We start from the raw sequence: 24,763 nt of genomic DNA, 5'->3' as shown, positions 1-24,763 counted from the left end.
TGTCGAACCACGCACCACGTCGGGAGCGCCCTCTGATGCCCGAGGTCGATCCCCGTATCGTGTTCATGATCCTGATCGGGGCGGCGGTGTTCACCGCGGCCCAGGCGATCTGGGGGCTGGCGCGGGTGGCGGGGACCAAGCGCAAGGTCAACAAGCGGCTCGCCACGGCCCAGACCGTGACCAGCCTCGCCGATCTCGTCGTCGAACTGCGCAAGCAGCGCGGGCTGGACGAGAACGGCAACAGCCGCATCCTCGTGCGCTGGTTCTCCGACCTGGTGATCAAGTCCGGTGTCAGCTACCAGCCGCGCGCCTGGGCCCTGACGGCGGCGGGCCTGGGCCTGGGCGCCTATCTGCTGGTGTTCCTGTGGACGAAGAACCCGCTGCTGGGCCTCGCCGCGGCGCCGGTGTTCGCGCTGGGTCTGCCGTTCCTGTGGCTGAAATTCAAGGCCGGGGCACGGGCCAAGGCCGTTGGCCTGCAGCTGCCCAACGCGCTGGAAATCATTGTCCGCAGCCTGGAGGCCGGCCACCCGGTGCCCACGGCCGTGGCGCTCGTCGGCCGGGAGATGCCCGACCCGCTGGGCAGCGAGTTCGGCATGGCCGGTGACGAGATCGCCTATGGCGCCACGCTCGAACAGGCCGTCGGTCGCGTCGCCGACCGCTGCCGCCACCCCGATGTCGACCTGTTCGCCGCGACCATACGGCTGCAGGAGCGGTCGGGCGGCAACCTGACCGGCCTGTTGAAGATGAACGCCAAGGCCGTCCGTGAGCGGCACAAGATGCGACTGAAGATCAAGGCCGCCTCGGGCGAGGGCCGCGCCTCGGCGATCATCCTGACCTCCGCGCCGTTCGCGGTGTTCGCCATCCTGCAGGTGGCCAGCCCGCACTTCTACGGCGACGTGATCCATGAGCGGACCATCCAGATGGGCCTGGGCGCCCTCGGCTGCTGGATGTTCATCGGCAACATGGTCATGCGCAAGATGATCGACATGAGGATCTGACGCCCATGGACGCGATGCAGCTCCAGACCCTGCTCACCTGGTTCGCCGTCGCCCTGATCAGCCTCGGCGTCGGCGGCGCGGCCCTGATCGCCGTGCGCGAGGCCCGGGTCGGGGCGCGTCGGCGGGCGCGGCTGTCGGGCGCCACGGTCGCCGTCGGCGGCTCCGGCGGCGGCGCGGCGGCCCTCGCCGGCGTGGTCAGCGGGGTGAAGCGACTGGGCGACCGCATGGCCATCCAGGACCCTGCGCAGCTGTCGACGATCCGCGCGAAGCTGATCCAGGCCGGCTGGTTCAGCCGCGAGTCGGTGGCCGTCTATCTCGGCGCCAAGGCGGTGGCCCTGCTGCTGGCGACCGTGGCGACGATCTTCACCGTGCCCTGGGCGATCAGCGGCGCGGGCGGCATGGGCGCGATCCTCGCCGCCGGGACCTTCGCCATCGTCGCCATCATGGGCCCGGACCAGGTGATCAAGGCCCGCCGGCGCAAGCTCGAGCTGGAATACATGGACGGCTTCCCCGACCTGCTCGACCTGCTGGTCGCTTCGGTGGAGGCCGGGCTGTCGCTGGACGCGGCCGTCACCCGCGTCGGCGAGGAACTGAGCCGCCGCTATGTGCACCTCGGCGAACATCTGCGCTTCCTGACGCTGGAACTGCGGGCCGGCCGTTCACGCCGCGACGCCTGGTCGAGCTTCGCCGAGCGGCTGGGCATCGACGACGCCCGGGCGCTGGCGACCATGCTGCGTCAGTCCGAGGAGATGGGCACCAGCCTCGGCGACACCCTGACCGTCTTCTCCGAGGACATGCGCGCCAAGCGCATGCTGCGCGCGGAAGAGAAGGCCATGAGCCTGCCGGCCAAGCTGATGGTGCCGCTGATCCTGTTCATCTTCCCCTGCCTGATGGGGGTGCTGATCCTGCCGGCGGCCTATCGCATCAGCCAGACGCTGATGGCGAACTAGCTCCCCTCCGCCGTCATCGTCGGACCTGTTCCGACGATCCATGAACACGGTGACCGACACTCTATCGACGACCCGACAGCGCCTGGACGGCGAGCCGCTGCGCGCCTGGATCCTCGCGACAAGCGCGAGGATGACGGAGGGTGGGGTGTCGTCGCTACAGCGCCAGCACCAGGATCGGCAACACCGTCCCGGCGGCCAGCAGGGCCAGGGTGATCGGCCGCTGGCGCGTGTTGCTCATCGCCATCCAGACGCCGAGGAGGCTCGACAGGGTCATGCCCGCGGCCATCACGAGGAAGGTCCATTTGACGAGGGTCTCGCCGAGCGGCGCGCCGTCCTCCTCGGCCTCGGGCCTGGCGGCGGACGGTTTCGCAGCGGCCGGCGCGACAGCCTGCGGCGGGCGGGCGCGGACGGGGCGCAGGGCGTACTTCTGGTGGATATGCACCTGGCCGAGCTTCTCGATCACCGGCAGGGGCTTGTAGCCGCCTTCCGCCTCATGCAGCCCGAACAGCTGCAGCATGCCGGTCACCGCGAACAGCAGCAGGCTCGGCGCGACGAACACCGCGACCCAGAAATGCAGCTGACGGATGAAGCGCAGCCGGACGGCGCGCCGGTTGTGGGCGACCTGCTCGGGGGATTTGTCGGACAAGGCGGAACTCCTGGATGGCGGCTGACGCCGCGGTGACATGACTCGCCCCGGCGGTCCGATGGGCCTGGCGCGGTCGTCGCGCCATGACACCGATCAATCCGGAGCGTGGGGTCAGGCCACCACGGGCACGCCGGCCCGCCAGGAGCGGTGCAGCAGGCCGCCGCCGAGCCAGTAGCTGAGCTCGGCCGGGCGCTCGATGTCCCAGACCGCCAGATCGGCCAGCTTGCCGACCTCCAGCGTCCCCGTCTCGTCCGACAGACCCAGCGCCCCTGCCGCGACGCGCGTCGCGCCCGCGAGCGCTTCCTCCGGGGTCAGACGGAACTGGCTGCAGGCGAGCGTCATGGCCGCCCGCAGCGACAGCATCGGCGAGGTGCCGGGGTTGCAGTCGCTGGCCACGGCCATCGGCACGCCGGCGGCGCGCAGGGCGGCCACGGGCGGGCGCTGCGTCTCGGCGAGGGCGACGAAGGCCCCCGGCAGCAGGACCGCGACGGTGCCGGCCCGGGCCAGCGCCTCGACGCCGGCCGGCGAGGTGAACTCCAGATGGTCGGCCGACAGGGCGCCGTAGAAGGCCGCCAGCGCCGCGCCGCCGCTGTCGGCCAGCTGGTCCGCATGCAGCCGGACCGGCAGGCCGAGCGACGCGGCCTTGTCGAACAGCCGCGAGACCTCGGCGGTCGTGAAGGCGATGTGTTCGAGATAGGCGTCGACGATGTCGACCAGTCCGGCCGCGTGCGCCGCCGGCAGGGCCTCGTCGATAATCATCGCCACATAGGCGTCGCGGTCCTGGTCCTTCGGCACGGCGTGCAGACCGAGGAAGCTGGTCACCACCCGCGCGTCGCCGTCGAGATAGCGGGCCGCGCGAAGCATCTTCAACTCGGTCTCGAGGTCGAGGCCGTAGCCGGACTTGATCTCGATGGTCGTGACGCCCTCGGCGACGAAGCTGGCCAGCCGCTTGCGCGCCGTGCGGATCAGACCGGCGTCCGTCGCCGCGCGCGTGGCGGCCACGCTGGAGCGGATGCCGCCGCCGGCGAGCGCAATCTCCTCGTAGGTCGCGCCGTTCAGCCGCTGCTCGAATTCGCCGATGCGGTCGCCGCCGAACACCAGATGGGTGTGACAGTCGATCAGGCCGGGCGTGATCCAGCGGCCGTCCAGCCGGACCGTGCCGACGGCCTTGAATTCCGGCGCTTCGGCGCGCGGGCCGATCCAGACGATACGGCCGTCGCGGACGGCGATCACCGCGTCCTCGATGGCGCCGTAGGGCGCGCCGCCGACCGTCATGGTCGCCGCCCGGCATCCGGTCAGGAGAAGGTCGATCCGCTGCATGCGCCTGTCTTGCCACCCGCGGTGGTTCATGGATAGTCTGCTCCTGTCTAGACAGGATTAGACAACTTGACCAACACCCTTCACCTCGACCAGGCGCGCCTGCCGGACGGCTGGGCGCGCGACGTGCGGATCACCGTCGAAGACGGCGTGATCACGGGCCTGACGACCGGCGCCGATCCAGCCGGGTCCGGGCGAGTGGCGGGGACGGTGGTTCCGGCCCTGACCAATCTGCACAGCCACGCTTTCCAGCGCGCCATGGCCGGCCTGGCCGAGCGGGCCCGGGCCGGGGTCGAGGACTTCTGGGCCTGGCGCGAGGCGATGTACCGCTTCCTCGACCGGCTGACGCCGGACCAGATGGAAGCCATCGCCGCCATGCTCTACGCCGAGCTGGCCGAGGGCGGCTACGCCGGCGTGGTGGAGTTCCACTATCTGCACAACGACCCCGACGGCCGGCCCTACGCCGATCCGGCCGAGACGGCGCACGCCCACCGTCGGGCGGCCGCGACGGCCGGGTTCGGCCTGACCCTGGCGCCGGTCCTCTACAGTCACAGCGACTTCGGCGGGGCGCCGCCGAAGCACGGCCAGCGCCGCTTCATCCGGTCCACGGACGACTTCCTGCGGCTGCTAGAAGCCAGCGGCGCCGAGGCCCTCGCCTTCCACAGCCTGCGGGCCGTGACGCCGGAGCAGATTGCGCGGGTGCTGGCCGCCGCCGATCCGGCCCTGCCGATCCATATCCACGCCGCCGAACAGACCGGCGAGGTCGAGGCCAGCGTCGCCTGGTCCGGCGCGCGCCCGGTCGAATGGCTGCTGGCCAATGCGCCGGTCGGCGACCGCTGGACGCTGGTGCACGCCACCCACATGACAGATGCCGAAGCGTCCGGCCTGGCCCGTAGCGGCGCGATCGTGGCGCTTTGTCCGTCGACGGAGGGCAATCTCGGCGACGGCTTCTTCAACGCCGACGCCTTCCTCGGCGCGGGCGGGACCTTCGGCATCGGGTCGGACAGTCATGTGACGACCAACGCGCCGGAGGAGCTGCGCTGGTTCGAGTACGGTCGGCGGCTGCAGGCGCAGAAGCGGACCTTGAGCGGCGGAACCGGCGAACATGTCGGCGCGGGCCTGTGGCTCTCGGCCGCCCGCGCCGGGACCCGGCCCACCGGCCGCCGGACCGGCGAGATCGCCGTCGGCGCGCGCTGCGACCTGGTGGTGCTGGACCCGGAACACCCGACGCTGGCCGGGCGCGCCGGCGACCTGGGGCTCGACAGCCTCGTCTTTTCCGGCTCGGGCGCGATCCGCGAGGTCTGGTCCGGCGGTCGGCGCATCGTCGACGGCGGCCGGCACATCCATCGCGACGCCATCGCCGCCGCCTACCGCAAGACCCTCGCCGAGCTCGCCGCATGACCGCCGCCCGCGCCGCCCGCTACCAGACCGTCAAACGCCACGTGCTGGGCGCGATCCGCACCGGCCGCTGGCGGGTCGGCGACCGCATCGCCTCCGAACATGACCTGGTCCGGGAACTCGGCGTCGCGCGGATGACCGTGCGCCGGGCGCTCGACGAACTGACCCGCGAAGGCCTGATCGTCCGCCGCGCCGGAGTCGGGGCCTTCGTCGCCGGCGAGCCGCTGGCCGAGAGCCATCCGCTGGAGATCCGCGACATCGCCGCCGAGGTCGCCGCGCGCGGCCATGTCTGGCGGGCCGAGGTGGTGGGGCTGGAAGCCGTCGCCGCCGACGCGGACCTCGCTCTGCGGTTCGGCATCGCCCTTGGCGCGCCGCTGTTCCGTTCCGAGATCATCCACTGGGAGGGCGAGACGCCGATCCAGCTGGAGCAGCGCTGGGTCTCGCCCGACATCGCGCCCGACTATCTGGCGCAGGACTTCACCGCCGGCACGCCCGCCGCCCATCTGCTGGCCACAGCGCCGATCGCCGCCGGCGAGCAGATCGTGCGGGCCGAGGCCGCCGACGCCCGCACGGCCGGGCTGCTGCGCATCGCCGCCGACGCGCCGGTGCTGACCGTCGCCCGCCGCACCTGGAGCCGGGGGCAGGTCGCCTCCGCCGCCCGCCTGATCCACCCCGGCCACGCCTTCCGGCTGGCCGGACGCTTCGGAGACCTGCCATGAGCCCCAGCAACAGCCGCATCGTCCGCGCGCCACGCGGAACCGAGATGTCCTGCAAGTCGTGGCTGACGGAGGCCGCGCTCCGCATGCTGATGAACAACCTCGACCCGGACGTCGCCGAACGGCCCGAGGACCTGGTCGTCTACGGCGGCATCGGCAAGGCGGCGCGCGACTGGGCCAGCTTCGACGCCATCGTCGCCACCCTGCGGCGGCTGAACGACGACGAAACCCTACTGGTCCAGTCGGGCAAGCCGGTCGGGGTGTTCCGCACCCACGCCGACGCGCCACGCGTGCTGATCGCCAACTCCAACCTGGTGCCGAAGTGGGCGACCTGGGAGCATTTCCACGAGCTCGATCGCAAGGGGCTGATGATGTACGGCCAGATGACGGCTGGGTCGTGGATCTACATCGGCAGCCAGGGCATCGTTCAGGGCACCTACGAGACCTTCGTCGAGGTCGGCCGCCAGCATTTCGGCGGCGACCTGACCGGCAAGTGGATCCTCACCGGCGGCCTGGGTGGCATGGGCGGGGCCCAGCCGCTGGCGGCGACCATGGCCGGCGCCTCGATGCTGGCCGTCGAATGCCAGCGTCGCTGCATCGAGCGGCGGCTGGAGACCCGCTATCTCGACGAAGCGACCGAAGACCTCGACGACGCCCTGGCGCGGATCGAGCGCGCCACGAAGGAAGGCCGGGCCCTGTCTGTCGGCCTGCTGGGCAACGCCGCGGAGGTGTTCCCTGAACTGGTCCGGCGCGGCGTGCGACCCGACGTCGTCACCGACCAGACCAGCGCCCACGACACCATCAACGGCTACCTGCCGAAAGGCTGGACCGTCGAGCGCTGGGAACAGGCGCGCGCCGCCGATCCGGCGTCGGTCGACCGCGCCGCGCGCGCGTCGATCGTGCCGCACGTCCAGGCCATGCTCGACTTCCACGCCATGGGCGTGCCGACGCTCGACTACGGCAACAACATCCGTCAGGTGGCGAAGGACGAGGGGCTGGAACACGCCTTCGACTTCCCCGGCTTCGTGCCGGCCTACATCCGCCCGCTGTTCTGCCGCGGCGTCGGTCCGTTCCGCTGGGCGGCCCTGTCGGGCGATCCGGAGGACATCTTCAAAACCGACGCGGCGATGAAGCGTCTGTTCCCGGACAATGTGCACCTGCATCGCTGGCTCGACATGGCGAAGGACCGGATCGCCTTCCAGGGCCTGCCGGCGCGCATCTGCTGGATCGGGCTCGGCGACCGGCATCGCGCCGGACTGATGTTCAACGCGATGGTCGCCAGCGGCGAGCTGAAGGCCCCGATCGTCATCGGCCGCGACCACCTCGACAGCGGCTCGGTGGCCAGCCCCAACCGCGAGACCGAAGCGATGCAGGACGGCTCCGACGCGGTCAGCGACTGGCCTCTGCTCAACGCCCTGCTCAACACCGCCGGCGGCGCGACCTGGGTATCGCTGCACCACGGCGGCGGGGTTGGCATGGGCTATAGCCAGCACGCCGGGGTGGTCATCGTCGCCGACGGCACGCCGGAGGCGGCGAAGCGGCTGGAGCGGGTGCTGTGGAATGATCCGGGCACGGGGGTGATGCGCCACGCCGACGCCGGCTACGACATCGCCATCGACTGCGCCCGCGAACAGGGCCTCGATCTGCCCAGCCTGGAGGCCGCCCGATGACCCCGCACGCCATCGGCGGCCCGGTGATCCCGCTCGAGGTCATCGAGCAGACCCTGCTCGGCCCCATCGCGGCAGTCCTTTCCGACGAGTCCCGGGCCGCCGTCGCCGCCTCCGCCGCGACCATCGAGGAGATCCTGCAGACGGGAAGAACCGTCTACGGCGTGAACACGGGCTTCGGCCTGCTCGCGAAACAGACCATCCGCCCGGACCAGCTGGTCGACCTGCAGCGCAACCTGATCCTGTCGCACTGCTGCGGTGTCGGTGATCCGCTTCCGGACGACGTTGTGCGGCTGATCCTGCTGCTCAAGGCGGCGGGCCTGTCGCGCGGCCTGTCGGGCGTCCGCCCCGAGCTGATCGCCATGCTGCTGCGCCTGCTGGAGACCAACATCCTGCCGGTGATTCCGGCGAAGGGCTCGGTCGGCGCCTCGGGTGACCTCGCGCCGCTGGCCCATCTGGCCTCGACCCTGCTGGGCGTCGGTGAACTGAAGGTCGGCGGGAAGGTGGTTCCCGCGATCGAGGGGCTCAGGGCGGCCGGGCTCACGCCGATCGAACTGCGCGCCAAGGAGGGCCTCGCGCTGATCAACGGCACCCAGGCCTCCACCGCCCTGGCGCTCAAGGGCCTCGTCCTCACGCGGCGAATCTTCGAGGCGGCGCTCGTGGCGGGCGCGCTCAGCACCGACGCCATGCTCGGCAGCGACGCGCCGTTCGACGCGCGCATCCACGCCGCGCGCGGCCAGCCCGGCCAGATCGCGGTGGCGCGCTGCCTTCGCACCCTGCTCGACGGCAGCGCCATCCGGCACAGCCACGACAGCTGCGACCGGGTCCAGGATCCCTACAGCCTGCGCTGCCAGCCGCAGGTGATGGGCGCCGCGCTCGACCTGATCGACAACGCCGGGCGCACCCTGCTGATCGAGGCCGCCGCCGTGACGGACAATCCGCTGGTGTTCGCCGAGACCGGCGAGGCGCTGTCGGGCGGCAACTTCCACGCCGAGCCGGTGGCCTTCGCGGCCGACACCCTGGCGCTGGCCCTCGCCGAGATCGGCGCGCTCAGCGAACGCCGCACGGCGCTGATGGTCGATCCGAACATGAGCAGCCTGCCCGCCTTCCTGGTCGCCGAGCCCGGCATCAACTCCGGCTTCATGATCGCCCAGGTAACGGCGGCGGCGCTGGCCTCCGAGAACAAATGCCTCAGTCACCCCTCCAGCACCGACAGCCTGCCGACCAGCGCCAACCAGGAGGACCATGTCTCGATGGCCACCTACGCGGCGCGGCGGCTGACGCAGATGGCGGAGAACAGCGCCGCCATCGTCGCTATCGAACTGCTGGCGGCGGCGCAGGGCGTCGAGTTCCGGCGGCCGCTACGGTCGTCCGACCCGCTGGAGGCGGCCCACGCCCGCGTTCGGGCACTCGCGCCGGCATATGATCGCGACCGCTACTTCGCGCCGGACATCGCGGCCGTGACCGACAGGGTCCTGCGCGGCGGCTTCAGCGGGATCGCCGCGCTATGACCGCCCCCTTCGTAACCCCCGGCCCCTCGCCGCTGATCCTCAGCTTTCCGCACGTCGGGACAGACATCCCCGACGCCCTCGCCGCACGCATGACGCCGGAGGCCCTGCGACTGGACGACACCGACTTCGAACAGCCGGCCCTCTACGATTTCGCCGAGGCGCTCGGCGCGACCACCGTCACCGCCCGCTGGTCGCGGCTGGTCATCGACGTCAACCGGCCGCCCGACAACAAGCCCCTCTATCCGGGCCAGTGGGGCGCGGGGCTGGTTCCCGAGGAGACGTTTCTAGGCGAGCCGGTGTACCGCGACGCGACGCCGGACGCGGCCGAGATCATCGACCGTCGCGAGCGCTACTGGCGGCCCTATCACCAGGCGCTCGCCCTGGCCGTGGCGACGGCGCTCGACCGCCACGGCCATGCACTCCTGTGGGACGCCCATTCGATCAGCGCCGTTGTGCCGCGGCTGTTCGACGGAACCCTGCCCGACCTGAACATGGGCACCGCCGACGGGGCGGCCTGTGGCGCGGCGGTGAGCGCGGCGGCGTTCGCAGTCTGCGGGGCCAGTCCGTATACGGCGGTGCTCAACGGCCGCTTCAAGGGCGGCTACATCACGCGGGCGTACGGCCGGCCGGCGGACGGCGTGCACGCCATCCAGATGGAGCTCGCCAAGAGCACTCATCTTGGGGCGGACCATGGTGTCGACGCCGCTCTGGCGGCGCGGCTCCGCCCCGTGCTGCGCGACGCGATCGCGGCGGCGGTGAGCGCCCTGGCCTGACCCTCGGGGGTTGATCCGCATCAAAGCACACTTCGGCGCGCCAGCTAGGTTGAGGCATGCTGGAGCGCCGTTGATGACACCGCTGTCTTCCCCTCTCGACCCGACGACCCTGCTCGGGAAGCTGCGCTGGGCCGGCGTTGGCATGGCCACGGCCGAGGTGGTCTTCCTCGTCGGCTGGATGGGGGTGGACCTCGGCCTTCTGGACGCGACAGCCTTCTGGCGTCCCGCGGGCGGATCGGTGAACACCCTGCAAGGCCTCATGGACGGCATGCTCTGCACCGCCGCCGCCGGCGTCGCCGGCGGACTGATGGCGGGCTTCGTCGGCAGCCTGCTCGACCTGGCGACGGGACGGGAAGTCTGCCGCCAGAGCGGTCAGGCCTTCGCCAGATCGCTCGTCGTGCGGAACCACACCAGATAGGCCGCCAGGCCGATCACGTTCCAGATCACGAACACGATCATCGTGAAGGTGCTCAGGCCCGCGAACAGATAGGCGCAGCCGAGAATCGCGAACGGGCCGACCAGCCACCACAGCGGCGTCTTGAAGCGGCGCGGTCGGGCCGGCTGCTGCACCCGCAGGATCATCATCGACAGGGCCGTGGCGATGAAGGCGGCCAGCGTGCCGGCGTTGGCCACCGAGACGATGCGGCTGAGCGGCAGGGCGCCGCCGAGCACGGCCGCGATCAGGCCGGTGAACAGGGTCACGGCGACCGGCGTGCCGAGCCGGCTGTGCACCTTGGCCAGCCCCCGGGGCAGCAGGCCGTCGCGGGCCATGGCGAAGAACACGCGGGTCTGGCCGTACATGAACACCATGATGACGGTCGGCATGGCGATGATGGCGGCCAGGCCGATCAGCCAGGCGGCCTTCGGATGGCCGAGTTCCCGGATGATGTAGGCCAGGGGTTCGGCGCTGGCGGCGAACTGCGCCGGCGCCATGGCGCCGATCGCGGCCGCGGCCACCGCCATGTAGATCAGCGTACAGAGCAGCATCGAGCCGACGATGCCGATGGTCAGGTCGCGGGCCGGGTTCTTCGTCTCTTCCGACGCGGTGGAGATGGCGTCAAAGCCGTAGAAGGCGAAGAAGATGATCGAGGCCGCGCCCATCACACCCATCTTCACGCCGTCGACCTCATGGGCCCAGAAGCCCTGCGGCATGAAGGGGGTGAAGTGGGCGGCGTTGAACGCCGGCAGGGCCAGGATGATGAATCCGGCCAGGGCGATGAGCTTGACGATCACCAGCACGAAGTTGACCCGGGCGCTTTCCCGGGTGCCGAGCGCCAGCAGGCCGGCGACCAGCAGGGCGATGATCACCGCCGGCAGATTGACGATGCCGCCGGCCTCCGGGCCCTTGAGCAGCACCTGCGGCGCGTCCGGCCACCAGCTGAGGATCAGGCCCGAGGCGTAGCCGGCCCAGCCCACCGACACGGCCGCGCAGACCACGGTATATTCCAGGATCAGGCTCCAGCCGACGATCCAGGCGACCGTCTCGCCCATCACCGCGTAGCTGTAGGTGTAGGCGCTGCCCGCGCGGGGCATCAAGGTGGCCATCTCGGCGTAGCAGAGGGCGGCGGCGGCGCAGACCGCCCCGGCGATCAGGAAGCTGAGCATCGCGCCCGGCCCGGCCAGGCCCGCCGCCTCGCCCGTGAGGGTGTAGATGCCGGTGCCGACGATGGCCCCGACGCCGAGCGCCACCAGATGCGGCCAGCCCAGCGTCGCCTTGAGGCCGGTGTGGCCTTCGACGTGGCCGATGTCTCGATCGATGGCGATGCGCCGCGTCAGGAAGCTCATGAGCCCCTCCCCCCAATCCATTGGATGGGACCATGACCCGCTCCGGGCCGGTTCGCCAAGCCCCCGGCTTGCGGCCCGACGCGCGCGGCGCCAGCTTGGCGGCCTGTACAAGGGGACCTGAATGATGAAGCGGACCACCGTGCTGATCCTGACCGCCAGCGTGCTGGCCCTGGCCGCGACCATGGACGCCGCCCCGGCGACCGCCCGCGCGGCCGACGCCCCGGCCGTCGCGCCCGCCGCCGCCGGAGCGGCCTTGGCCGGTCTGGTTCGCGACTACGAAGCCTGGAACGCCGGTCAGGATCCGATCTCGGCCGGCGCGAACGGCGACGCTGCGGCGCGTAGCCTGCTGCCGGACTTCTCCCTGGCCGCCGACCAGAAGCGCAAGGTCGCCCTGGTGGCGTTCCAGACACGACTCAAGGCCATCTCCGCCGAGGGTCTGTCGGCCGACGACGCCCTCAACCGCGCCTTTCTTGACCGGCTGATCGGCAACCAGATCGCGGCCATCGACTTCGATACCGGCCGGCTGGCCTTCTCGAGCGACAACTCGCTGGATTCCTATTTCGGCTACCTGGCGGTCAGCTCGCCGATGTCCTCGCGCGCCGACGCGGAGAACTGGCTCAAGCGCCTTGCCGGCGCCGGGACCTATTACGACGACCAGATCGCCAACTCCCGGCGCGGCGTGAAGACCGGCTGGGTGCAACCCCGTCCCATCGCCGAAATCGCCCTGACCCAGGCGCGCAAGGCGGCGGCCGCGCCGGCGGAAGGCGACCAGGCGGTGACGGTCCTGGACCAGTTGCCGGCGTCGATCCCCGCCGCTGACCGGGCCGCCTTCCGCGCCCGGGCGGTGACACTGGTGCGCACCGTCCTGCGGCCGGCCCAGCAACGCTACGCGACCTTCATGGAGAAGGAATATCTGCCTGCCAGCCGCGCGAGCCTGGGCGCCTCCAGCATGCCCGGCGGCAAGGCCTACTACGCCTGGCTGGTCCGCCGCTACACGACCACCAGCCTGACGCCGGACGAGGTGCACGAGATCGGCCTCAAGGAGGTCGCCCGCATCCGCGCCGAGATGGACGCGGTCCGGGCCGAGGCCGGGTTTACGGGGACCCACGAGGAATTCCTCCGGTTCCTGCGCACCGATCCGCAATTCTATGTCACCAGCCGCCAGGCCCTGCTGGAAAAGGCGAGCGAGATCGCCAAACGCATCGACGACCAGCTGCCGCGGTTCTTCGCCACCCTGCCGCGGCTGACCTATGGCGTTCGCGAGGTCCCGCGGGAAATCGAGGTCGGCTACACCACCGGGCGATACTTCCCGGGCAGCCCGGCCAACGGCGTGGCCGGCGGCTACATGGTCAACACCTCGGCGCTGGACCAGCGCGGCCTCTATGAGCTTCCGGCCCTGACGCTGCACGAGGCCGTGCCCGGCCACCATCTGCAGATCGCCCTCGGCCAGGAGTTGCAGGGGGTGCCCGCCTTCCGCCGCGACGCGGACATGACGGCGTTCACGGAAGGCTGGGGGCTCTACTCGGAGAAGCTGGGCCTGGAGATGGGCATCTACCGGACGCCCTACGAAAAGTTCGGCCGCCTGAGCTACGAGATGTGGCGCGCCTGCCGGCTGGTCGCCGACACCGGCCTGCACTGGATGGGCTGGACGCGCGAGCAGGCCCGGCGATGCTTCGTCGAGAACAGCGCCCTCTCGCCTCTCAACATCGAGATCGAGCTGGACCGTTACATCTCCTGGCCGGGCCAGGCCACGGCCTACAAGATCGGCGAGATGAAGATCCTGGAGCTCCGCCACCGGGCCGAAGCGGCGCTGGGCGACAGGTTCGACATCCGCCGCTTCCACGACGCGGTGCTGCTGGCCGGACCGCTGCCGATGGACCTGCTGGAGGTGCGCATCGACCAGTGGATCGCGGCGGAGAAGGCGAAGGGCTGACCCTCAGGTCTTGAGCAGCCCCAGGTCGATCATGCTGCGGGCGGTGGCGACGACCGACTCCTCGCTGGACCGCGGCGCCCAGCCGAGCCGCTCGCGGGCCTTGGCGTTGCTGGCGTTGCGGCGCTTGCCCAGTTCCGGCAGCAGCTGTTTCGCCGCCGGATCGAAGAGGGCGACGATCTGCACCAGCCAGTTCGGCAGTTCCCGGGTCGGGACCCTGGCGGCTTCGGCGCCGAGGCCGGCCTTGAGCGCCCCGGCGATCTCGCGCATCGACAGGAAGTCGCCGGCCACCGCGAGGAAACGCTCGCCGCTGGCCGCCGGGCTGGTCATGGCCCGGATGTGCAGGTCAGCCACGTCGCGCACGTCGACACAGCCGAACCACAGGCGCGGGCAGCCCGGCAGGGCGCCGTCCATCAGCCTCTGCACCAGCAGGATCGATGTGGAGTAATCCGGCCCCAGCACCGGGCCGAACACCCCGACCGGATTGACCACCGACAGCTCCAGGCCGCCGCCTTCCCGGGCGATGAAATCCCAGGCGGCGCGCTCGGCCAGGGTCTTGGACTTCACATAGGGCTGGACGTCGGGACCGTCCGGATCGGTCCAGTCCTCCTCGGTGAACGGCGTCGACCGCCCCTGGGTCCCGTAGCCGATGGCGGCGTAGGACGAGGTCAGCACCACCCGCCTGACCTTCGCGTCCCGTGCGGCGCGCAGCACCCGCAGGGCGCCTTCGCGGGCAGGCACGATCAGCTCGTTCTCGTCCTTTGGGACGGCGGGCGGAAACGGCGAGGCGACATGCAGCACGTAGTCGCAGCCGGCGACGGCCTCGGCCCACCCGGCGTCGCTCTCCAGATCGGCGGCGAAGAAGGTCAGCCGCTCGCCCGGATCGGCCGCGCCGCCCTGTCTCAGCATGGCCAGCACGTCGTCGCGGCGCCTGAGATCGCGTACGGTTGTGCGGACCTCATGACCCGCCGCCAGAAGCTGCAGAATGCTGTGGCTGCCGATAAAGCCGGACCCGCCGGTGACCAGTACCCGACTCATCTTGAATTTCCCCGCCCATGAAGGTTCGGCGAAAGCCTAGGCGCGTTGGTCAAGGGCGCCAACGGGGGGTCTGACGGCGGCTAGACCCCCGCGCCTTCCCAGTCGCCGTAGCCGGCTTCGGCCGGGCCGCGACCGGTCAGGCGGTTGTACAGCCGCTTGACCGTACGGCTGCCGGTGGTCTGGAACAGCCAGGGACAGAGGCCGTGGATCACCGAGGCGAGGCCGCCGAGGATCATCGCGAAGCCGAAGCTGGTCGCCACGCCCAGATGCTGGCCGTAGGTCTCGCCGACGGATCGGGGATGAGCGGTGAAGGGGTTCATGACCGGCTCCGGTGGATGCGGTGTGACCCAGTGATGGCCTGAGCCGTGCCGCAGGGTCAACCTACTCCGGCCAAAGGTCCGTCACGCCGCCCTTGCGGTTGAGCATGTGGGTGGCGCGCTTGATCACCGACAGCAGACGCTCGACGCGCTCGTCCTTGTCGTAGGTCACCTGGGCCCGGGCCATGCCTTCCAGCATGAAGCGGGCGAGGTCGCGGCTGGCCTGGAAACGCGGGCCGGCGCCGGCGTGCAGCATCTTCAGGAAATGGTCGCCGATCTGGGCCCGGTCGAAGTCGGCCAGCGACGGGGCCAGCAGCTCGCGAACCAGCGGATCGGTGCGCGACGCGGCCTCAAGCTCGGCGAAGGCCACGAACGGCGTCCGGTGCAGGAGATCCCAGTAGGTCTCGATGGCGTGCTCGGTCACGTCGCCGCCCGGCGGCAGGCTGTCCGCGGCGTCGCGGAACAGCGCCGCGCGCTGGCTCTGGATGTGCTCGATCGCCGCCTCGAGCAGCGTTTCGCGTGTCGGGAAATGGTAGAGCATCGCGCCGCGGGTGATGCCGGCCGCCTCGGCGACCGCGGCGTTGGTGGTCGCCGCGTAGCCCTGCTCGGCGATAACCCGGACCGCCTCGTCAAGAATGCGCGCCCGGGTGCGTCGGGATTTGGGCGTATCACGCTGAACAGTGGAACTCTCGGACATTCCGATCATCTAGGGCCTGCGATGTTGCACCGCAACGTGACCAATCACCACTTCACGAGACTGACATGCAATCAGCCTAGCAGCGTCGCATCACCGCCTGTTTCAGGAGCAGGGATGACCGACGAAGGCCAGGGTTTCAGCTGCCGCGCTGTCTTCATCAGCGACGTGCACCTCGGCACGCGCGGATGCCAGGCCGAGATGCTGCTCGACTTCATCCGTCACCTCGAGTGCGAACAGCTTTACCTCGTCGGCGACATCATCGACGGCTGGAAGCTGAAGAGCGGCTGGCACTGGCCGCAGAGCCACAACGACGTGGTCCAGAAGGTGCTCCGGATGGCCCGCAAGGGCGTGAAGGTCACCTATGTGCCCGGCAATCACGATGAGATCGCCCGCGACTTCTGCGGCGTCCATTTCGGCGGCGTGGTGGTGGCCCGCGACGCCATCCACGAGACCGCGGACGGCCGGCGTTTCCTCGTCGTGCACGGGGACGAGTTCGACGGCATCGTTCAGCACGCGCGCTGGCTCGCCTTCCTCGGCGATTGGTCCTATAGAACGCTCCTGCTGCTGAACACTCTGGTGGCGCGGGCGCGCCATCGGATGGGTTTGGGGTACTGGAGCTTTTCGGCCTATCTGAAGGTCAAGGTGAAGAACGCCCTGCAGTTCATCGAGAATTTCGAGGAAGCCGTGACCGATGAAGCCCGTCGGCGCGGTGTGGATGGCGTCATCTGCGGCCATATCCACAAGGCGGAAATGCGTGATTTCGGCGGCATCCTGTACGTCAACGACGGGGATTGGGTCGAGAGCTGCACCGCCCTGGTCGAACATCATGACGGCCGACTCGAGATCGTGGAGTGGGCGAAGCAGCGTTCCTGGTCCAGTATGACCCGCAGCGACCCCGTCGCCCTGCCGGAGCCCGCCGCCGCCTGATGCGTATCCTTGTCGCCACCGACGCCTGGGAGCCCCAGGTCAACGGCGTTGTCCGTACGCTGACGCGTACGGTCGCCGAAATGCGCGCCATGGGCCACGAGGTCGAGGTGATCAGCCCCGACCAGTTCAACACCGTGCCGCTGCCCACCTATTCCGAGATCAAGCTGGCCGTCGGCGCCTACGAGCCGATCCAGGAGCGGTTCAAGTCGTTCGAGCCCGAGGCGATTCATATCGCCACCGAGGGCCCCGTGGGCCTGGCCGCGCGGCGCGTCTGCCTGGAATGGAAGCTGCCGTTCACGACCAGCTACCACACGCGGTTCCCGGAATATGTCTCCGCCCGCCTGCCCGTGCCGCTGGCGGCCGGCTACGCCTACATGAAGTGGTTCCACAAGCCGTCCGGCCGGATGATGGTGGCCACCGACACCATGCGCGAGGAGCTGGAACGCCACGGCTTCCGCAACATCTCGTCCTGGTCGCGCGGTGTGGACACGGACATCTTCCATCCGCGCCGTGACGATGAGCCCGACGTGTACGCCGGACTGAAGCGGCCGATCTTCCTCAACGTCGGCCGGGTGGCCGTGGAGAAGAACATCGAGGCCTTCGCTTCTCTCGATTTGCCGGGCACCAAGGTGGTGGTCGGCGACGGCCCGCAGCGCGCCGAGCTCGAGGAAGCCTATCCGGACGTGAAGTTTGTCGGCGCCAAGTACGGCGACGAGCTGGCCGCCTATTTCGGCTGCGCCGACGTGTTCGTCTTCCCGTCCCTGACCGACACCTTCGGTCTGGTGATTCTGGAAGCCATGGCCGCCGGCGTGCCGGTGGCCGGATTCAACGCGCCCGGCCCCGCGGACATCATCCCCGGCTCCAACGCCGGCGTGCTGGCGCCCGGGCGCACCGAGGGCCTGGCCGAGGCGGCGATCGCCTGCCTCGACCTGGACAGGACCGCCGTGCGCGCCTTCGCCGAGAAGTTCAGCTGGCGGGCTTGCGCCGAGCAGTTCGTGCGCAACCTCGACCCGTATCCCGAGCCCGAGAAGACCCGTTTCTGGCGGCGTCTGCGGCGGCTGGCCCGACTGCGGCGCGGCCCGAAGGCGGCCTGATCCTTCCCGCGTGGCTCGAGTCCCCGGATCCAGTCCGGGGCCCGCGGGAGCCTCACGCCTCACCATAACGCCCCAACGCACGTCAGCCTGAGGAGCCATCCTCGCGAGTCGGGGCTCGAAGAACGCCCGAACGAAAAACGCCGCGACCCTTTCGGGTCGCGGCGCCAGCCGTGCGGGTCGGGGAGGACCCTTAGGCGGTCGGGCGCGACATCACCGTACCGGCCTTGTACGTCGCCTTGTTGGCTTCATGCTGGCCCGGGGGCAGCGGGATCAGACCGCGGCCCTGCAGGTAGCCGCCGCGGCCGGTCGCGCCGTCGGAGAGGAACTCTTCGACAAACTCGCGCAGGCCCGGCGTCACGCCGAGGTTGGACTTCTTGACGTAGATGAACAGCGAGCGCGACAGCGGGTAGGAGCCGTTGGCGATCGTCGTGGGCGTCGGGAAGATGCCGTTGACCGAGGCGCCCTTCACCTTGTCGCCGTTCTCTTCGAGGAACGAGTAGCCGAACACGCCCAGGGCGCCCGGCGTGCGGGTCAGGGTCTGGACGATGGCGTTGTCGTTTTCGCCGGCGTCGATCCAGCCGTCCGCGCGCAGCGGGTCGACCAGGGCCTTGAAGCCCTTTTCGTTGTTCGACCGCATCTCCTCGAGGATCGGATACTTCCGGGCCCCGGCTTCGATGGCCAGTTCAACGAAGGCGTCGCGGGTGCCCGACGTGGGCGGCGGGCCGTAGACCACGATGCGGTTGCCGGGCAGGCCGGTGCCGACGTCGTCCCACGCGGTGTAGGGGTTCGGCACGAACTTGCCGTAACGCAGCACCTTGGCCGACAGGCCGAGGTACAGGTTCTCGAGCCGGAAGTTGTAGTCAGCGCCGTCCTTGTCGGTGGCGATGACGATGCCGTCGAAGCCGATCTTCAGGGCGATGATGTCCTTCACGCCCTTGGCGGCGCAGGCGTCGAACTCCGACTTCTTCATCGGCCGCGAGGCGTTGGCGATGTCCGGGAAGCCCGGACCCGTGCCGCCGCAGAAGATCTTGAAGCCGCCGCCGGTGCCCAGGGATTCAACCTTGGGCGCCTTGGAGCCGGTCTTGCGGGCGTAGTTTTCCGCGACGCGGGTGGCGAACGGGAAGACCGTCGAGGAGCCGGCGGCCCAGACATAGTCCCGGCCCGCCGCATGGGCCTGGGAAGTGATGGTCATGACAGCCGCCGCGGCGACCGTTCCGAGAAGTTTCTTCATGGGATGATCTCTGATCTCGAGGTGTCTGCGGGCCTAGAAGTCGAGCTGGGCGCGGAGTTGGAACTGGTCCACATCCACGTCGCGGCCGACGACGGGGTTGTCGTTGGTGGCCTTGGTGTAGTTGGCCTGGAAGCGAACGTAGGGCACCGGGTAGTAGTTCACGCCGGCCGTCCAGCTCGAATATTCGCCCGAGTCGCGGGCGGCGGTGCGCGACGCGGCATTGCCCGCCGAATTATAAACGTCGGAGGCGTCGGCCCAGTCGTAACGAAGGCCGAGTTCAACGCCGCCCCAGCCGCCGGTCGTGACGGGGTTGAGGATCTTCGGACGGCCGAATTCGCCCTTCTTCGGATCGTAGTTGCGCTGCTCGCCGGTCGGCCAGAAGCTGACGAAGGCATAGCCGACCTTGACGTTCGGATCGCCGCCGACCGTGGCGCCCGGACCGGTGGTCAGGCGGGTCACGGCGATGTCGGCGTATTCGGCCTGGACCGAGAAGCTGTTGTGCACCCAGGCGGCTTCAGCGCCCCAGGTCGTGTCCGTGTCGCCCACGGCGCCCGAGGTCAAATAGCGCGAACCGAAGTTGGTCATCGGGCGGGTGGTGTAGGTGAAGGCCGCCTCGTTGCCGTGATCGCGGTACCGGCCGAACAGACCCAGGTGAACCTTGTCGGTGTCGGTCAGGATCGGCGCGAAGCTGGCGCGGGCGGTGAAGCCGATGCGCTCCTTCACGTCCGGCGGCAGGGTCGCGTTGGCGGTCAGGTCGGCGTTGTTCAGCGAGTCGCCCTGGACGGCGCCGGTGGCGGTCCAGTTTTCGCCATTCATCTTCACGACGGCGCTGACCAGATAGCTGTCCGGGCCCATTTCGCCGTAGGGACCACGATCCATGAAGGTGGTGAAGCGGGTCGAGGTCAGGTTCTCGAGGCCGGCGGCCTTGATGTTGCCGACCATCACCGAGGTATTGTCGTTAGGCTTGTACTCGATGACCACGTCGTCCCAGGCCCAGGCCCCGCCGTTCACGGCGCCGCCTTCGGCCTTGTAGGCGAAGTACTGGTTCAGCTGGCCTTCGACGCCGAGGAACACCTGGCGGCCGCGGAAGGCGCGGGTCGAGAAGTCCGTGCCGGTTTCCCGGTCAACGTCCTGGAACACGGCGTCGATGAGGATCCGGCCACGGACCTTGAACGAGACGCCGTCATTGGTGAATTGCGGAGCGCCCTTCCAGGCGGTGGTGGTTTCCTGCGCGGAAGCGCCCGACACCAGGGCCAGCGCCATCAGCGCGCCCAGTGCAGACCCGCAGGCCAGCGAGGTCTTGGTCATCATTGTCGGATCCTTGTCGATCTCTGCCCCACGCCCCTCGCGGGGGGTCGAGGCGGACTCCTAGGCGGGAGCCGCGACGGTCAGGCGACAGGCATGGGAAGGTTCGACGACAGTGACGCGTCGGTTTCGTGACAAACGATCAGGATACGGATCAATGAGACCCGAGGCCGGCGCGGGGCTTGACGTCCCGCGCTCCTCGCCGAAACCCTGTGAAACAAGGGGCCCGCCCGCCCCGGGTCCGAAGCCGCGCCTACAGCAGGCGGCTGCGGATCGCCGATGACAGAAGGTCGATGCCCGACACCGCGACAACGATGACCAGCACGATGCAGCCGGTCTCGTCATATTTGAACGACTGGGTGGAATCGAGCAGCACCTGGCCGATGCCGCCGGCGCCGATCAGGCCGAGGACGGTGGCCGCCCGGCTGCTCGATTCGAAACGGTACAGGGCATAGCTGACCCACAGCGGCGCGACCTGGGGGATCACGCCCCAGACGATCTCGTGCAGGCGGCCGGCGCCGGTGGCGCGGACACCCTCCACCGGTCCCTTGTCGATGGCCTCGACGGCCTCGGAGAACAGCTTGGCCAGCACGCCGCCGGTGTTGAACATCATCGCCATGACGCCGGCGAACGGGCCGAGGCCGACCGCGGTGATGAAGATCAGGGCGACGACCAGATCGGGGATCGAGCGGATCAGGTCGAGCACCCGGCGAACCGGCTGCTGGATCCAGGCCGGGGTGATGTTCTTCGAGGCCAGCAGGCCGAGCGGAATGGCGACGATGATGGCCAGGGCGGTGCCCCACAGCGCCATCTGGATCGTCTGCCACATCTTGCCGGTGTAGAGGCCCCACTCCTTGTCCATGAAGTCGCTGGGGGTCCAGGCCGGGTCCCAGAAGCGGAACGGCGCAAAGAAGCCGGCGACGAACTCGCCCATCCCGCTCTCGCTGCTGAACAGCATCGGGAATTTGTCGATCTCGGCCGGGTGGAAGCTGATGAGCAGCAGGATCGCCACCCCGCCCCACAGCAGGATGTCGAACATCTGGGCGCTGAGCGGGCGGCGCGGCGGCGTCAGGTCGGCGGTGTCGGTCATGACCCGTCTCAGTTCGCGGCGGGCGCCGCGGCGCCGGCCTTGGCGACGATGGCGGCCTGTTTGGCCTTGAGGGCGTCGAGGGCCGCCTGGGCCGCGGCGATCTTGGCCGGATCGCCGGCCTCCTCGGCCTCGCCCAGGGTCTCGGCGGCTTCCCAGATCTCCACGGGAACGAGATGCGAATCGTCAGCCGGCTTGAAGCCGCCGATGCTCAGCTTGGCCATGTTGGCGCGCTGGCGTTCTGCTTCCGGGCCCGTGCCCTGGCCGTAGGTCAGGAAGAACTGGCGCAGCTTTTCCTTCACCACGGGATCGAGGTCCTTGCGCCAGACGATCGGGTCTTCCGGCAGGGTCGGCGATTCCCAGATAACCCGCACCCGGTCCGCCTGGCCTTCGCCGCGGTCCCGGTTCAGGCGCAGGGCCGTCGAATTGTTGGTCGAGGCGTCGAGGCGGCCGTTGGCCACCGCGAACAGGTTGGCGGCGTGATTGGCCGACAGCACCGTCTTGAAGCAGGTCTCCGGCTTGATCTTGCGCGGCAGGAACACCTCGACCATCGGCACGAGCGTGCCCGAGGTCGACTTCTTGTCACCCATGCCGAAGTTCAGGGTGTGGTCGCACTTGAACAGGTCATCCAGCGTGCGGATCTTGCTGTTCGCCGGGACGATGATCAGCGACTTGTAGCCGTCGGTGCCCGACGGATCGAAGGTGCGGGCGAACACCTCGCCGTTCGACCGGCGCACGGCTTCCAGACCCGACTGGTTGGAGAACCAGCCCAGGTCGGTCTGCTTGAAGCGCATGGCCTCGATCAGGGCGCTGTAGCTGCCGGAGAAGAAGGGGTGCACCTTCAGGCCGGTCTGCTTCTCCATGTCGGCCAGAATCGGCGCCCAGTAGGACTCCATGTTCTGGGCCGACTCCGTCGACAGGATCGAGAAGGTCACGGTGTCCGGGGCGGCGCCGGTGGCGGCCTTCGGACCACAGCCGGCGAGCGCCAGGGCCGCGACGGCCCCGAGGGCCAGAAACGAGCGGCGGAGAATCATGCGGGGGCTCCTTCCCAGAAGACGTCTTCGAATTCCGGGCCGTAGATTTCGATGAGTTTGTCGCGCTTGAGGCCCGAGGCCGGGCCGTCATAGACCATCTTGCCGGCCTTCAGCGCCACGACGCGGTCGCAGTATTTCAGCGCGTAGTCGACCTGGTGCAGGGTGACGATGACCGTCAGCCCGTCCTTCTGGTTCAGCTCACGGAGAATCTCCATGACCTTGCGGGCCGAAACCGGGTCCAGCGAGGCGACGGGTTCGTCGGCGAGGATGATCTTGGCCTTCTGGACCAGCGCGCGGGCGATGGCGCCGCGCTGCTGCTGGCCGCCGGAGAGGGTGTTGGCCCGCTGCGCGGCATAGTCGGAAACGCCCACCCGGTGCAGCGCCTGCATGGCGGCGGTCTTGGTCTCGTCGGGCCAGCGGCCGAACAGGCCCTGGACGAAGCCGATCCGGCCGAGCGAGCCCAGCGCCACGTTGGTGAACAGGCTGAGCCGGCCGACCAGGTTGAACTGCTGGGCGATGAAGCCGATGCGGATGCGCGCGTCGCGCACCTTTTCGCTGAGCTTGCCCTTGGCCTGGACCTTGCCGCCGAAGGCTTCGATGACCCCGTCACCGGCGTCGATGGTCTGCAGACCGTCCACCGAGCGGAGCAGGGTCGACTTGCCCGACCCCGACGGACCGATCAGGGCGACCATCTCTCCGCGGGCGACGTCAAGCGACATCCCGTCGAGCGCGCGGCGGGAACCAAAGGTCTTCGAGACCGAGCGGATCGAGAGGACGGCGTCTGTCGTCATGGTTTTCGGCGAGAGTCCTAACACAGAAGCCCGTCCCTCATGGAAGGGCCGTGCAAAAGTTTCGTGACGGCAAGGCATATCCTTCCACAGGAGGGGCTGCAAAGTCCCCTCACATCCTCTGTTGAGGGAAATGACGGCGCCGCCACGCGCGGAGCGGGACAAAAGAGACTTTACATCGCCACAAAGCGACTCTACATCGCGCGCTCCCGGCGGACCCCGTGTCCATCTGCGCTGCTAACGCCGGGCTAGGTTCAACAATCTTTGGGGGTTACGTGAATTGCACACGTACCATAAGCCCCTGGACCTGGTCCGTGAGCGGTCACCGGAACGTCCTGTCGCCCTTGTGCGTCAAGACACCGTTGCCGTAGCGGCGCGCTGGTTCCAGGAGAATTTCAAGGGCGACGTCCTCTACGCGGTTAAGGCCAATCCTTCGCCGTGGGTCATCAAGACCCTCGTGGAAAATGGCGTTACGGGCTTTGACGTAGCCTCGATCCCCGAGATCGAGCTGGTGGCGGAGCATGCCCCGGGTTCACGCATGGCCTTCATGCACCCGGTGAAGAGCCGCGCCGCGATTTCGGCCGCCTACTTCGACCACGGCGTGCGGACCTTCTCGTTCGACACCCAGGACGAGCTGGACAAGATCCTCGACGCCACCGGCAACGCCCGGGACCTCAACCTGATCGTCCGAATGGGCGTGTCGACCGAGGGCGCGGCCTACTCGCTCTCCGGCAAGTTCGGCGTCGACAGCTTCAAGGCCCCGTCCCTGATGCTGGCCGCGCGCCGCGCGACCCAGGACCTGATGGGCGTGTCGTTCCACGTCGGCAGCCAGTGCATGCGCCCCACCGCCTTCCAGGCCGCCATGGCCCAGACGGGCCGGGCGCTGGTGCGGGCCGGCGTGTTCGCCGACGTGATCGACGTCGGCGGCGGCTTCCCGTCGGTCTACCCGGGCATGATCCCGCCGGACATGAGCGACTACATCGCCGCCATCGACCGCGGGTTCAATGAAATGCCCGTATCGGAGACGACCGAGCTGTGGTGCGAACCCGGCCGGGCTCTGGTCGCTGAATCGACCTCGCTGCTGACCCGCGTCGAGCTGCGCAAGGGCGACGCCCTGTATCTGAACGACGGCGCCTACGGCTCGCTGTTCGATGCGGCGCACGCCAAGTGGCCCTTCCCGGTGAAGAGCTATCGCGGCGGCGCGGACGCCCGCGAGCTGGAAGGCAATCTCAAGCCGTTCCAGTTCTACGGTCCGACCTGCGACTCGATCGACCACATGCCCGGGCCCTTCTGGCTGCCCGAGGACGTGCAGGAAGGCGACTTCGTCGAGATCGGCATGCTGGGCGCCTATGGCGTGGCCATGTCCACCCGCTTCAACGGCTTCGGCGCCGTCGAGACGGTGGCCGTGGACGACGACGCGCCGATGGCCTCGATGTTCGGCCTCGCCCGCCGCTCGATCCCGGTTCCGCGTGCGGAGAACACCAACGTCGTCAGGCTGTCGCGCCCGAAGGGTAAGGCCGGCCAGAGGAAGCGGAAGAAGTAGTTCGCATCCAA

General features: G+C 69.4%; 23 protein-coding genes. 12 read left to right on the top strand and 11 right to left on the bottom strand.

Features of this window, described 5'->3' with window-relative positions; genetic code table 11:
- Positions 1-35 precede the first annotated feature (35 nt).
- Both AC1RN0_RS13595 and AC1RN0_RS13590 read left to right on the top strand, forming a co-directional pair.
- Positions 36-998 carry a type II secretion system F family protein gene (locus AC1RN0_RS13595; protein ID WP_492787986.1) on the top strand — a complete coding sequence of 321 codons (963 nt, stop codon included), beginning with the start codon at positions 36-38 and terminating at the stop codon, positions 996-998.
- 5 nt (positions 999-1,003) lie between these two features.
- Positions 1,004-1,948 carry a type II secretion system F family protein gene (locus tag AC1RN0_RS13590; RefSeq protein WP_492787985.1) on the top strand — a complete coding sequence of 315 codons (945 nt, stop codon included), beginning with the start codon at positions 1,004-1,006 and terminating at the stop codon, positions 1,946-1,948.
- A gap of 154 nt (positions 1,949-2,102) precedes the next feature.
- On the opposite strand, the gene AC1RN0_RS13585 is transcribed toward AC1RN0_RS13590, so the two are convergent.
- Positions 2,103-2,594 carry a hypothetical protein gene (locus AC1RN0_RS13585; RefSeq protein ID WP_492787984.1) on the bottom strand — a complete coding sequence of 164 codons (492 nt, stop codon included), beginning with the start codon at positions 2,592-2,594 and terminating at the stop codon, positions 2,103-2,105.
- A 111-nt stretch (positions 2,595-2,705) separates the two neighbouring features.
- Positions 2,706-3,914: an imidazolonepropionase gene (gene hutI / locus AC1RN0_RS13580; RefSeq protein ID WP_492787983.1), complete on the bottom strand. Its 1,209-nt coding sequence runs from the start codon at positions 3,912-3,914 to the stop codon at positions 2,706-2,708.
- 66 nt (positions 3,915-3,980) lie between these two features.
- Here hutI and AC1RN0_RS13575 point away from each other — a divergent pair, with 66 nt between their 5' ends.
- The 6 genes from AC1RN0_RS13575 (at position 3,981) to AC1RN0_RS13550 (ending at position 10,394) form a co-directional block, all read left to right on the top strand.
- Positions 3,981-5,312, top strand: coding sequence for a formimidoylglutamate deiminase (locus AC1RN0_RS13575; protein ID WP_492787982.1), 1,332 nt, complete (start codon positions 3,981-3,983; stop codon positions 5,310-5,312).
- Positions 5,309-6,028: a histidine utilization transcriptional repressor HutC gene (hutC, locus tag AC1RN0_RS13570; RefSeq protein WP_492787981.1), complete on the top strand. Its 720-nt coding sequence runs from the start codon at positions 5,309-5,311 to the stop codon at positions 6,026-6,028. The genes AC1RN0_RS13575 and hutC overlap by 4 nt, the downstream gene beginning before the upstream one ends.
- Complete coding sequence (gene hutU / locus AC1RN0_RS13565) at positions 6,025-7,695, top strand: urocanate hydratase (RefSeq protein ID WP_492787980.1); 1,671 nt, start codon at positions 6,025-6,027, stop codon at positions 7,693-7,695. The genes hutC and hutU overlap by 4 nt, the downstream gene beginning before the upstream one ends.
- Positions 7,692-9,203, top strand: coding sequence for a histidine ammonia-lyase (gene hutH, locus AC1RN0_RS13560; RefSeq protein WP_492787979.1), 1,512 nt, complete (start codon positions 7,692-7,694; stop codon positions 9,201-9,203). Before hutU ends, hutH begins: the two co-directional genes overlap by 4 nt.
- Positions 9,200-9,976, top strand: coding sequence for an N-formylglutamate deformylase (gene hutG, locus AC1RN0_RS13555; RefSeq protein WP_492787978.1), 777 nt, complete (start codon positions 9,200-9,202; stop codon positions 9,974-9,976). Before hutH ends, hutG begins: the two co-directional genes overlap by 4 nt.
- A 73-nt stretch (positions 9,977-10,049) precedes the next feature.
- Positions 10,050-10,394, top strand: coding sequence for a hypothetical protein (locus AC1RN0_RS13550; RefSeq protein WP_492787977.1), 345 nt, complete (start codon positions 10,050-10,052; stop codon positions 10,392-10,394).
- On the opposite strand, the gene AC1RN0_RS13545 is transcribed toward AC1RN0_RS13550, so the two are convergent.
- Positions 10,349-11,761, bottom strand: a complete 1,413-nt coding sequence (locus tag AC1RN0_RS13545) for an amino acid permease (RefSeq protein WP_492787976.1) — start codon at positions 11,759-11,761, stop codon at positions 10,349-10,351. The two genes, AC1RN0_RS13550 and AC1RN0_RS13545, sit on opposite strands and share 46 nt — an antisense overlap.
- Positions 11,762-11,882: 121 nt before the next feature.
- On the opposite strand from AC1RN0_RS13545, the gene AC1RN0_RS13540 reads away from it, so the two are divergent.
- Positions 11,883-13,694: a DUF885 domain-containing protein gene (locus AC1RN0_RS13540; RefSeq protein ID WP_492787975.1), complete on the top strand. Its 1,812-nt coding sequence runs from the start codon at positions 11,883-11,885 to the stop codon at positions 13,692-13,694.
- A gap of 3 nt (positions 13,695-13,697) precedes the next feature.
- On the opposite strand, the gene AC1RN0_RS13535 is transcribed toward AC1RN0_RS13540, so the two are convergent.
- The 3 genes from AC1RN0_RS13535 to AC1RN0_RS13525 form a co-directional block, all read right to left on the bottom strand.
- Entirely contained in the window at positions 13,698-14,729 is a 1,032-nt protein-coding gene (locus tag AC1RN0_RS13535) for an SDR family oxidoreductase (RefSeq protein ID WP_492787974.1), read from the bottom strand.
- An 80-nt stretch (positions 14,730-14,809) separates the two neighbouring features.
- On the bottom strand, positions 14,810-15,049 hold the full coding sequence (locus AC1RN0_RS13530; protein ID WP_492787973.1) for a DUF6356 family protein: 240 nt from the start codon (positions 15,047-15,049) through the stop codon (positions 14,810-14,812).
- Between the two features lie 61 nt (positions 15,050-15,110).
- Entirely contained in the window at positions 15,111-15,743 is a 633-nt protein-coding gene (locus AC1RN0_RS13525) for a TetR/AcrR family transcriptional regulator (protein ID WP_492787972.1), read from the bottom strand.
- Positions 15,744-15,857: 114 nt separating this feature from the next.
- Here AC1RN0_RS13525 and AC1RN0_RS13520 point away from each other — a divergent pair, with 114 nt between their 5' ends.
- Entirely contained in the window at positions 15,858-16,670 is an 813-nt protein-coding gene (locus tag AC1RN0_RS13520) for a UDP-2,3-diacylglucosamine diphosphatase (RefSeq protein ID WP_492787971.1), read from the top strand.
- Complete coding sequence (locus AC1RN0_RS13515) at positions 16,670-17,764, top strand: glycosyltransferase family 4 protein (protein ID WP_492787970.1); 1,095 nt, start codon at positions 16,670-16,672, stop codon at positions 17,762-17,764. The genes AC1RN0_RS13520 and AC1RN0_RS13515 overlap by 1 nt, the downstream gene beginning before the upstream one ends.
- 190 nt (positions 17,765-17,954) lie before the next feature.
- On the opposite strand, the gene AC1RN0_RS13510 is transcribed toward AC1RN0_RS13515, so the two are convergent.
- The 5 genes from AC1RN0_RS13510 to phnC all read right to left on the bottom strand — a co-directional run bounded on the left by AC1RN0_RS13510 (position 17,955) and on the right by phnC (position 23,212).
- Positions 17,955-18,995 carry a substrate-binding domain-containing protein gene (locus AC1RN0_RS13510; protein ID WP_492787969.1) on the bottom strand — a complete coding sequence of 347 codons (1,041 nt, stop codon included), beginning with the start codon at positions 18,993-18,995 and terminating at the stop codon, positions 17,955-17,957.
- 33 nt (positions 18,996-19,028) lie between these two features.
- Entirely contained in the window at positions 19,029-20,306 is a 1,278-nt protein-coding gene (locus tag AC1RN0_RS13505; protein ID WP_492787968.1) for an OprO/OprP family phosphate-selective porin, read from the bottom strand.
- A gap of 247 nt (positions 20,307-20,553) precedes the next feature.
- Positions 20,554-21,390, bottom strand: a complete 837-nt coding sequence (gene phnE / locus AC1RN0_RS13500) for a phosphonate ABC transporter, permease protein PhnE (RefSeq protein ID WP_492787967.1) — start codon at positions 21,388-21,390, stop codon at positions 20,554-20,556.
- A gap of 8 nt (positions 21,391-21,398) precedes the next feature.
- A complete protein-coding gene (gene phnD / locus AC1RN0_RS13495; RefSeq protein WP_492787966.1) occupies positions 21,399-22,421 on the bottom strand; it encodes a phosphate/phosphite/phosphonate ABC transporter substrate-binding protein in 1,023 nt (340 codons plus the stop codon).
- Positions 22,418-23,212, bottom strand: coding sequence for a phosphonate ABC transporter ATP-binding protein (phnC, locus tag AC1RN0_RS13490; protein WP_492787965.1), 795 nt, complete (start codon positions 23,210-23,212; stop codon positions 22,418-22,420). Before phnC ends, phnD begins: the two co-directional genes overlap by 4 nt.
- 277 nt (positions 23,213-23,489) lie before the next feature.
- Here phnC and AC1RN0_RS13485 point away from each other — a divergent pair, with 277 nt between their 5' ends.
- Entirely contained in the window at positions 23,490-24,752 is a 1,263-nt protein-coding gene (locus AC1RN0_RS13485; protein WP_492787964.1) for a type III PLP-dependent enzyme, read from the top strand.
- Positions 24,753-24,763 lie beyond the last annotated feature (11 nt).

The organism is Caulobacter sp. GW821-FHT12F03, assembly GCF_058806855.1.
Note: the sequence above shows the minus strand (reverse complement) of the source record. Positions and strands in the feature narration are given on the sequence as shown.